Here is a 9,641-nt window from a genome sequence, read left to right on the forward strand (position 1 = left end):
TGGCACCAGCCCCGTCGCGCGACGGCGCTTCGCGCGACGGGGCTGGTGCCACGGAGGAGGAAGGGGCGGCCGGGGCCGTGCTCGACCCCGGTGACCGGCCCGGACGCGTGGTGGGCGGCGCGTCGTCGTCGCCCGTACCCGTACCTGTACCCGCGTCCGACTCCGACTCCGACTCCGACTCCGACTCCGACTCCGACTCCGACTCCGACTCCGGGTCCGTTCCCGTCCCGTCCGCCTGCCCCGCGTCCGCAGCCTCGGCCTCGCCGTCCTGCGGGCGCCCGGCCTCCGGCTCCGTCGGCCGGCCCGGCCTCGGCCGTCCCTCGCCCGCCGGTCGGCCCGCCAGGGACGGCGCGGGACGCGGAGGAGCGGCGGCACCCGGCCGTACGGACGCGGCCGAGAGCGGCGCGGCGGACTCGTCGGCGCTCGCGACGGGCGCGGCCAGCAGCAGGGAGGCGACCGCGATCGCGCAGGGTGTGCGGAGCCGTGGAGTCACCGATCCAGCGTCACACGGGGCGACAACTCCGGCATCTCGGATACCCCGACGGGTACCGACCCCGGCCCCCGGCACCAGCCCCCGAGCGACCCGGCCCGGCGGCCCCCGACGGCTCCCGCCCGTCCCCTACTACTCCGGATTCCCCGAGGCGATCGTCAGCTCGAACTCCTGGTCATCGGGCAGCACCGCGCTCCCCGGGCTCGGGTACTGCTCGATGACGGTGTCCTCGGCCCACTGGCCGTTGTCCACCACCTTGATCGGGTCCTTCCACTTCCAACCGGCCGCGCGCAGGCAGTCCTTCACCGAGATGAGGTCCCGGTAGCGCAGGTCGGGCGCCGACACCTTGGCCGGGTCGAGCCCGTCGGCCGAGGGGTTCGTGCACTTCGTCGCTTTGATGGTCCGGTTCCGCTCCGGGTCCCGGTGGCCCGCCACCGCGGACTTCGAGGCGCCCGGATCCGACGTGCCGTCGTCGTCCGTTCCGCCGTTCTGGCTCAGCACCGTGATCAGACCGCCGATCGCCAGCACCGCCACCACGATCGAGCCCACGATGACCGGCATGTTCCGCTTGCCGCCCGTGCCGGAACCTCCGGAACCTCCGGAACCTCCGGAGCCGCCCTGACCGGAACCCCCCGGGTTCGTGCCGGGCGCAGAGGATATCGGGGACATCGGGGACATCGGGGAGATGCCGTACGGCGGCGGGGCCTGATAGCCCGGACCCGTCTGCGGGTAGCCGTACCCCTGCGCGGGCATCTGCTGCGGCTGCGCCTGCGGCTGGTACGGGAGGGACCCGTGGCTCGGCGGACCGTACGGACCGGGCTGGTACGGCGTCCGCACCCCGCTCTGCGGCGGCGGCGTGCCCTGCTCCACCGGCGGGAAGACGGCCGAGCCCACACCCGCGCCGCTGTTCTGCGGCGCTCCCCCCGACACGATCACCGGAGCGCCCGTCGACTGCCCGGCGGAGAGCACGCGCAGGCACTCGTCCCGCATGGCCTCCGCGCTCGGGAAGCGCTCGTTCGGGTTCTTCTTCAGCGCCCGTGCGACCAGCGCGTCCATCGCCGGGGTCGTCGCGCGGTTGATGGAGGACGGCGCGACCGGCTCCTCCTGCACGTGCGCGTACGCGATCGCCAGCGGCGAGTCGGCGTCGAACGGCAGTCGGCCCGTCAGCAGTTGGAAGAGCATGATTCCGACCGAGTACAGGTCGGAACGGGCGTCGACCCCCCGCCCCAGCGCCTGCTCGGGCGAGAGGTACTGCGGCGTGCCCACGACCATGCCCGTCTGCGTCATCGACGTGACGCCCGACTGCATCGCGCGCGCGATGCCGAAGTCCATCACCTTGACGACGCCGCGCTTGGTCATCATCACGTTGCCCGGCTTGATGTCCCGGTGGACGAGCCCCATCTCGTGGCTGGTCTCCAGCGCGGCCAGCACATCGGCCGTCACCTTGAGCGCCTTGTCGGCAGGCATCGCGCCCTGGCTCGCGATGTCCGCCTGGAGTACGGAGCCCAGGGGCTGCCCCTCGACGTACTCCATGACGATGTACGGCATCAGCGCGCCGTCTAGCTCGTCCTCGCCCGTGTCGAAGACGGAGACGATGTTCGTGTGCGAGAGTTTCGCGACGGCCTGCGCCTCGCGCCGGAAGCGTTCGCGGAAGGACTGTTCGCGCCCCAGCTCCGTATGGAGGGTCTTGATCGCCACCTGCCGGTCGAGCGCCGCGTCGTACGCCAGATATACGGACGCCATTCCGCCTTCGCCGAGAAGGTCACGGAGCTGATACCGGCCGCCCGCGACCGAACCGCCCGCGTAGCGGCCCTGTGCGCCGTTCTGGCTCATGACTTTCGCTTCCCCCTTGGCGCCATGGCGTGCTTATCCCGCCATTACTGGCCAAGTCTGCCCGAGGGCACGGGCACGTCAAGCCGGGTGCCCGTTCCGTGACCGTAACCACAGCAAGCGTCTCGGAAGCGTTACCGGAAAATCATGGAACTTGCACGGCTGACCGCGCAGCGGGTTTCATGACCGGTCCCTGCGGCCCGGCCCCGGGACCGGCCAACTGGACCGGCGTGTCCCGCGGAGGCTGTAGCGTGATGTGACACAGCCACCCCCTGATACATCCCCTGAGAATCACAGACCCAACCGCGGACCGCGCGCGCGGTCATCAAGCGGACAGATACGACGGCGAGGACTGATGGCACCCGAACCCGAAGCAGGCGGCGGAGTGTCGGATGCTGCGGACTCCTGGGGCGACAACGGACTGGTCGGCGGGACCGTCGGCGACGGCCGTTACCGCATGACCCACCGCCTCGGCCGCGGCGGTATGGCCGAGGTGTTCGCGGCGGAGGACGTCCGGCTGGGACGCATCGTCGCGGTGAAGCTGCTGCGCGGGGACCTCGCCGAGGACCCGGTGTCCAAGGCGCGTTTCACCCGTGAGGCACAGTCGGTCGCCGGGCTCAACCACCACGCGGTGGTGGCGGTCTACGACTCGGGCGAAGACACCATCAACGGGCAGACCGTCCCGTACATCGTGATGGAGCTGGTCGAGGGACGGACCATCCGGGACCTGCTGATCAGCGCGGAGCCGCCGCCGCCCGAGCAGGCGCTGATCATCGTCTCCGGCGTGCTGGAGGCGCTCGCCTACTCGCACCAGCACGGCATCGTGCACCGCGACATCAAGCCCGCGAACGTGATCATCACGGACACGGGCGCGGTCAAGGTGATGGACTTCGGCATCGCGCGCGCCCTGCACGGCGCGCAGTCGACGATGACCCAGACCGGCATGGTCATGGGCACGCCGCAGTACCTCTCCCCCGAGCAGGCGCTCGGCAAGGCCGTCGACCACCGCAGCGACCTGTACGCCACGGGGTGTCTGCTCTACGAACTCCTCGCGCTGCGGCCCCCGTTCACCGGTGAGACACCGCTCTCGGTGGTCTACCAGCACGTTCAGGACATTCCGGTGCCGCCGTCCGAAGCCTCGGACGTGGCCCCGCCGGAGCTGGACGGTCTGGTCATGCGCTCGCTCGCGAAGGAGCCGGACGACCGGTTCCAGAGCGCCGAGGAGATGCGCGGGCTCGTCCAGTACGGCATGCAGATGCTCCACCAGCAGGGTGGTTACACCGGCACCTGGAACACCGGCCCGGTCGGCGTGCACGGCGTCGGCACCACAGCGGCGATGGGCATGGCCGCGACGCCCGCGATGGGCCACCCGTCGCACGGCGACACCTCGCAGGGCCCGATCCTGCCGCCGATGAACCCGAACGACGGCGCGTACGGCGGTTACGACGGCGGCCACCAGGGCGGCGGTGGCGGCCGGGGCAAGATGATCCTCTTCGCCGCGCTCGCGCTGATCGCCGTCGTGGCGGGCGTCGCGTTCGCGGTGAACGGCATGGGCAGTCCTGACACGGACAACAAGAAGCCCGACACGTCCAGCAGCCCGTCGCCGACGAAGTCGAGCCCAAGTCCGTCGCCCAGCGAGTCGGAGTCCTCGGAGGAGACCGAACCCGAAACCTCCACCGGCGGCAACCAGAACGGCAACTGGAGCCCGCGCTACTCGCCGTCCTACTCGCCGAAGTACCCCAACCAACCGTCGGACACCGCGCCCACGCCGACGGAGTCGGACTCGGGGGACGACGGCGGCTCGGCGACCGAGGGTACCGACGCGGGCGGCAACGCCAACGCGGGTACGGACGCGGGGAACGCCAACTCCGGTGCCGACGCGGGCGGCAACGCCAACGCCGGTGCGGACGCGGGCGGTAACGCCAACGCCGGTGCGGACGCGGGCGGCAACGCCAACGCCGGTACGGACGCGGGCGCCGGCGACTCCACCGGTACCGGCTGACGCGGGCCGTACCCGGCGTACGCGCCGGGGGTGACGAGGCAGTACGCCCGTCGCCCCCGGCGCCGTCGTTTCCGGACCGGGGGCGACGCGCCTCACCCGGCGAACGCCTCGCACACCGCGTCGTACTCCCGCGTCCACCACACGGCCAGGGCCGACACCGCCGCGAACAGCGGGTCGGCCCTGCGGTCGTTCAGCTGGTAGCGCCAGCGCAGTATCCAGAAGTCGTTCAGGCGCTCCCACCACACCCGGTGCACGGCGGCCGCCAGCTCGGAGGCACAGGTCCCGGCGGCGGCCCGGTAGGCGCGCGCATAGGCCCGTACCTTCGGTAACTCCAGCTCCCCCGTGGGCCGTACGAAGAAGATCGCCGCTGCCCGTACGGCCTCCTCCGCGCGCGGCTGCACACCGAGCCGGTCCCAGTCGACGATCGCGGCCGGTTCCGCGCCCCGGTAGAGCAGATTCAGCGGGTGGAAGTCGCCGTGCACCCACCCGGTGGCGGGCTCGGCGCCGAGTGGTGGCCTGCGGTGGGCGTGACGTTCCAGCAGGCCGCGCCGTTCCACGAGGCGGTGCTCGGCCAGCCGGTCGAAGACGTCGGCACGCGCGCGGCCCCGCGCCAGGGCGAGCAGTTCGTCGATGAGAGCGAAGGTGTCGGCGGGGTCGGGGCTCAGGTAGCCGAGGCACGGGAGCGGATCGGGGTCGGGCGCCATCACCTGGTCGAGGCAGGTGTGGACGAGTCCGAGCAGCCCCCCGAGCCGCCGGGACGCGGCGGTTGTCAGCTGGGCGCCGTCACGGTGGCGCCCCTCGATCCACGGGTGCAGGGCGTAGCACCGGCCGCCGATGACCGCGACGGTGTCGCCGTCGGCGCTCTCGACGGGCGGGGCGACGGGCACTCCGAGGGCCTGGAGCCGCTGGGTGGCGCGGTGCTGGCGGGTGATGGCCTCGTGATCGCCGTCCAGATGGTGCTTGAGGAAGTAGGCGCCCCGGGTGGTGCGCAGCCGGTACCCCCGGTTGAGGAGTCCCTGGGCGACGGGTTCGCAGGAGACGAGGTCGCCCGCGTCGCGGTAGCGGTGGAGCAGCGCGCGCACGGGGGGAGCCGCACGGTCGGGTGGGGCCGAACCGTGCGGCGCGTGGGGCGCGTGGGAGAGGTGTGAGGTCCGCTGGGTGGCGGAGGCGGGCAGAGGAATGACGGCTGTCGCGGCAGGCGCAGCGATTTCATATGAGCGCAGCACTTGCCAGATGTTAGATCACGCAGCGTGTTGACTCTGTCGCTCGTCGGCGTATTCGATCATATGTACGGCGACAAATTGGGGCGCGAGCCGCATAAAGACGGGCTCGAACGGTTCGCCGTCGACGAGAATCGGGTCAGATTCAAACAGTTCGATTTCTTGTTCGGTTGGTTCAACCAGTTCGGCGGTACCGGTGAACTGCACCGACCAGAGGCTGTCGTCGCCGCTGCCGAAGTTGTCCGCGCCGTACGCCACCACACCGCCGCCGCACGCGCGGTGGTAGCCGAGGCCCGCGTGCATCCGCAGCAGCACCGAGCCGTCCGTCACCACGTGCCGGGCGGGCGCCATGATCGGCATGGCGCGCATACTCGTCGCCACATGCCCGTGCGACACGCGGTTGAGCAGCTCGATGGCGCGGTGTTCCTCGGTGGACATGATGTCCACTCTCCGTCACCGAAGAGGGGTCCCACCAGGGGAGGCGGCCCCTCAACCCCGGGACGTTGGTCCCGATTGGGGCGGGTACGGACGCGGTAGGGCACCCCGGGCACCCGGGCTCCCGTCCCGTCGGGCGCGCCCCGCTCAGCGTTTCTCCGCCTGGATCCGCGCCACGAACGCGGCGGCCTGCGACCGCCGTTCCATCCCCAGTTTGGAGAGCAGGCTGGAGACGTAGTTCTTGATCGTCTTTTCCGCGAGGTGCAGCTGCTCGCCGATCGCCCGATTCGTCATCCCCTCGCCGATCAGATCCAGGATCCGGCGCTCCTGGTCGGTCAGGTCGGCCAGCCGCTCGTCGCCCTTGGGGTCCTTGCCGTTGCGCAGCCGCTCCAGCACCCGCGCCGTCGCCACCGGGTCCAGCAGCGAGCGGCCCGCCGCCACGTCCCGTACCGCCGTCAGCAGCTCGTTGCCGCGGATCGCCTTCAGAACGTATCCCGAGGCCCCGGCCATGATCGCGTCGAACAGCGCCTCGTCGTCCGCGAAGGAGGTGAGCATCAGGCACTTGATGTTCTCGTCCCGCGAGCGGATCTCCCGGCAGACCTCGACCCCGCTGCCGTCCGGCAGCCGTACGTCCAGTACGGCCACGTCGGGCCGGGTCGCCGGGATCCTGGCCATCGCGTCGGCCGCGGTGCCGGCCTCGCCGACCACCTCGATGTCGTCCTCGACGGAGAGCAGCTCGAAGACGCCCCTGCGGACGACTTCATGGTCATCAAGCAGAAATACCGTGATTTTTCCGTCTTCTCGCACGGAATTCAGTCTCACACACTCACCCCTTCCCTGCCGCAGATCAGCGGGATAACGTGCCGTTGTTCCGGCGGCCTGCGAGGCTGTGACCAGTGGTTGTTCCAGACTTTGCCGATTTACTTGGAAATCCAAGCAAAATTGCAGGTCAAGTGGGGTTTCGCAGTAATGCGGACGACTGGGTAACGTGCTTGTGACAGAGCGTCCGCCGGGGCAACCTGTCACGCCTGCCCCGGCCGGGTCGCACACACCCCGTGCACACGGACGGACCAGGCGGAGCCGCACTGGTTCCCGGCGGATCCCGGGGGCCGGACAGACGGAGGAGCACGCACGTGACCGTGGAGAGCACTGCCGCTCGCAAACCGCGACGCACCAGTGGTACCAAGCGCGCGAGCGCGAAGAGGACCCCGCAGCCGAAAACGTCCGAGCCCCCGCTCGTACAGCTGCTGACGCCGGAGGGCGAGCGGGTCGAGCACCCGGACTACGCCGTCGACCTGACGCCCGAGGAACTGCGCGGGCTCTACCGGGACATGGTCCTCACCCGCCGCTTCGACGCCGAGGCCACCGCGCTCCAGCGCCAGGGCGAGCTGGGGCTGTGGGCCTCGCTGCTCGGCCAGGAGGCCGCCCAGATCGGCTCGGGACGCGCGCTGCGCGACGACGACTACGTCTTCCCGACCTACCGTGAACACGGCGTGGCCTGGTGCCGGGGCGTCGACCCGACCAACCTGCTCGGGATGTTCCGGGGCGTCAACCACGGCGGCTGGGACCCCGCCACCAACAACTTCCACCTCTACACCATCGTCATCGGCTCCCAGACCCTGCACGCGACGGGGTACGCGATGGGCGTGGCCAAGGACGGCGCGGACTCCGCGGTGATCGCGTACTTCGGGGACGGGGCCTCCAGCCAGGGCGACGTCGCCGAGTCGTTCACCTTCTCGGCCGTCTACAACGCGCCGGTCGTCTTCTTCTGCCAGAACAACCAGTGGGCGATCTCCGAGCCGACCGAGAAGCAGACCCGCGTGCCGCTCTACCAGCGCGCGCAGGGGTTCGGCTTCCCCGGCGTCCGGGTGGACGGCAACGACGTACTCGCCTGCCTGGCCGTGACCCGTTCCGCGCTGGAGCGGGCCCGGCGGGGCGAGGGCCCGACGCTGGTCGAGGCGTTCACGTACCGCATGGGCGCGCACACCACCTCCGACGACCCGACGAAGTACCGCGCCGACGAGGAGACGGAGTCCTGGCAGGCCAAGGACCCGATCCTGCGGCTGCGCAGGTATCTGGAGCGGCAGGGCCTGGCCGACGAGGCGTTCTTCGCCGCACTGGAGGAGGAGAGCGAGACGCTCGGCAAGCGGGTACGCGACGTCGTGCGCGCCATGCCGCAGCCGGACAGCCTGGCGATCTTCGACCATGTCTACGCCGACGGGCACGCGCTCGTCGACGAGGAGCGCGCGCAGTTCACCGCGTACCAGGCGTCGTTCGAGGACGCCGCGGGTGAGGGCAACGGCTCCGAGGGGGGCAACTGATCATGTCCGTACAGAAGCTGCCCCTCGCGAAGGCGATCAACGAGTCGCTGCGCAAGGCCCTCGAAACCGACCCCAAGGTCCTGATCATGGGAGAGGACGTCGGCAAGCTCGGCGGCGTCTTCCGGGTCACGGACGGCCTCCAGAAGGACTTCGGCGAGGGCCGGGTCATCGACACCCCGCTCGCCGAGTCGGGCATTGTCGGCACCGCCATCGGGCTGGCGCTGCGCGGCTACCGGCCGGTGGTGGAGATCCAGTTCGACGGCTTCGTCTTCCCGGCGTACGACCAGATCGTCACGCAGCTCGCGAAGATGCACGCCCGCGCGCTGGGCAAGATCAAGATGCCGGTCGTCATCCGGATCCCGTACGGCGGCGGCATCGGCGCGGTCGAGCACCACAGCGAATCGCCCGAGGCGCTGTTCGCGCACGTGGCGGGGTTGAAGATCGTCTCGCCCTCGACGTCGTCGGACGCCTACTGGATGATGCAGCAGGCCATCCAGAGCGACGACCCGGTGATCTTCTTCGAGCCGAAGCGGCGCTACTGGGACAAGAGCGAGGTCAACACCGAGGCGATCCCCGGTCCGCTGCACCGGGCGCGGGTCGCGCGCGAGGGCACGGACCTCACGCTCGCGGCGTACGGTCCGATGGTGAAGGTCTGTCTGGAGGCGGCCACCGCCGCCGAGGAGGAGGGCCGCTCGCTGGAGGTCCTCGACCTGCGGTCGATGTCCCCGATCGACTTCGACACGATCCAGACCTCGGTCGAGAAGACGCGCCGGCTGGTGGTCGTGCACGAGGCGCCGGTCTTCTACGGCTCGGGCGCGGAGATCGCCGCTCGCGTCACGGAGCGGTGCTTCTACCATCTGGAGGCGCCCGTGCTGCGCGTCGGCGGCTACCACGCGCCGTATCCGCCCGCCCGGCTGGAGGACGAGTACCTCCCGGGCCTGGACCGGGTGCTCGACGCCGTCGACCGCTCGCTCGCGTACTGAGGAGTGCCGTGACCATGACTGCTGAGACTTCCACCGGCGCCTCGACCCGCTACCGCGAGTTCAGGATGCCCGACGTGGGCGAGGGACTCACCGAGGCCGAGATCCTCAAGTGGTACGTGAAGCCGGGCGACTCGGTGACGGACGGCCAGGTGGTGTGCGAGGTCGAGACGGCGAAGGCCGCCGTCGAACTGCCCATCCCGTACGACGGGGTGGTGCACGCGCTGCGCTTCGAGGAGGGCACGACGGTCGACGTCGGGGCGTCCATCATCACGGTGGACGTGGCGCCGGAGGCCGAGCAGGGGAGCGGGGTCGGGAGCGGGGTCGGGGGCGGGGTCGGGGGCGGGACGGCGGCGCCGGTCG

General features: G+C 70.8%; 8 protein-coding genes and 1 pseudogene. 4 read left to right on the forward strand and 5 right to left on the reverse strand.

Annotated features, from left to right (window positions below; translation table 11 throughout):
* Both DVH02_RS35765 and DVH02_RS31825 read right to left on the reverse strand, forming a co-directional pair.
* Nucleotides 1-493: pseudogene (locus DVH02_RS35765) on the reverse strand (hypothetical protein); the annotation flags it as partial.
* A gap of 129 nt (nucleotides 494-622) precedes the next feature.
* Nucleotides 623-2,323, reverse strand: a complete 1,701-nt coding sequence (locus DVH02_RS31825; RefSeq protein ID WP_114627322.1) for a protein kinase domain-containing protein — start codon at nucleotides 2,321-2,323, stop codon at nucleotides 623-625.
* 352 nt (nucleotides 2,324-2,675) lie between these two features.
* Between DVH02_RS31825 and DVH02_RS31830 the strand changes: the two genes are divergently transcribed.
* Nucleotides 2,676-4,322, forward strand: coding sequence for a protein kinase domain-containing protein (locus DVH02_RS31830; protein WP_114627323.1), 1,647 nt, complete (start codon nucleotides 2,676-2,678; stop codon nucleotides 4,320-4,322).
* Between the two features lie 92 nt (nucleotides 4,323-4,414).
* Here DVH02_RS31830 and DVH02_RS31835 read toward each other — a convergent pair whose 3' ends face one another.
* From DVH02_RS31835 to DVH02_RS31845, 3 genes are all read right to left on the reverse strand, one after another.
* Nucleotides 4,415-5,404 carry a phosphotransferase gene (locus DVH02_RS31835; RefSeq protein WP_114627324.1) on the reverse strand — a complete coding sequence of 330 codons (990 nt, stop codon included), beginning with the start codon at nucleotides 5,402-5,404 and terminating at the stop codon, nucleotides 4,415-4,417.
* A 159-nt stretch (nucleotides 5,405-5,563) separates the two neighbouring features.
* Nucleotides 5,564-5,980 (reverse strand): pyridoxamine 5'-phosphate oxidase family protein, encoded by a 417-nt coding sequence (locus DVH02_RS31840; protein WP_114627328.1) that lies wholly within the window; start codon nucleotides 5,978-5,980, stop codon nucleotides 5,564-5,566.
* Between the two features lie 144 nt (nucleotides 5,981-6,124).
* The gene (locus tag DVH02_RS31845; RefSeq protein ID WP_114627325.1) at nucleotides 6,125-6,784 is read right to left on the reverse strand and encodes a response regulator; all 660 of its coding nucleotides are present in this window, start codon (nucleotides 6,782-6,784) and stop codon (nucleotides 6,125-6,127) included.
* A 326-nt stretch (nucleotides 6,785-7,110) separates the two neighbouring features.
* Here DVH02_RS31845 and pdhA point away from each other — a divergent pair, with 326 nt between their 5' ends.
* The 3 genes from pdhA to DVH02_RS31860 all read left to right on the forward strand — a co-directional run.
* Nucleotides 7,111-8,298, forward strand: a complete 1,188-nt coding sequence (gene pdhA, locus DVH02_RS31850; protein WP_114627326.1) for a pyruvate dehydrogenase (acetyl-transferring) E1 component subunit alpha — start codon at nucleotides 7,111-7,113, stop codon at nucleotides 8,296-8,298.
* 2 nt (nucleotides 8,299-8,300) lie between these two features.
* Nucleotides 8,301-9,281 (forward strand): alpha-ketoacid dehydrogenase subunit beta, encoded by a 981-nt coding sequence (locus tag DVH02_RS31855; RefSeq protein WP_114627327.1) that lies wholly within the window; start codon nucleotides 8,301-8,303, stop codon nucleotides 9,279-9,281.
* A gap of 14 nt (nucleotides 9,282-9,295) precedes the next feature.
* The coding region (locus DVH02_RS31860; RefSeq protein WP_325051419.1) for a biotin/lipoyl-containing protein at nucleotides 9,296-9,641 on the forward strand (346 nt) is incomplete at its 3' end.

This window comes from Streptomyces corynorhini, from assembly GCF_003346515.1.
In the GTDB taxonomy this organism is placed as follows: Bacteria; Actinomycetota; Actinomycetes; order Streptomycetales; family Streptomycetaceae; genus Streptomyces; species Streptomyces corynorhini.

Coding starts and splice junctions, on each gene's coding strand:
- DVH02_RS31825 (WP_114627322.1), bottom strand. CDS start 2,323: ATGAGCCAGAACGGCGCACAGGGCCGCTACGCGGGCGGTTCGGTCGCG.
- DVH02_RS31855 (WP_114627327.1), top strand. CDS start 8,301: ATGTCCGTACAGAAGCTGCCCCTCGCGAAGGCGATCAACGAGTCGCTG.
- DVH02_RS31830 (WP_114627323.1), top strand. CDS start 2,676: ATGGCACCCGAACCCGAAGCAGGCGGCGGAGTGTCGGATGCTGCGGAC.
- DVH02_RS31840 (WP_114627328.1), bottom strand. CDS start 5,980: ATGTCCACCGAGGAACACCGCGCCATCGAGCTGCTCAACCGCGTGTCG.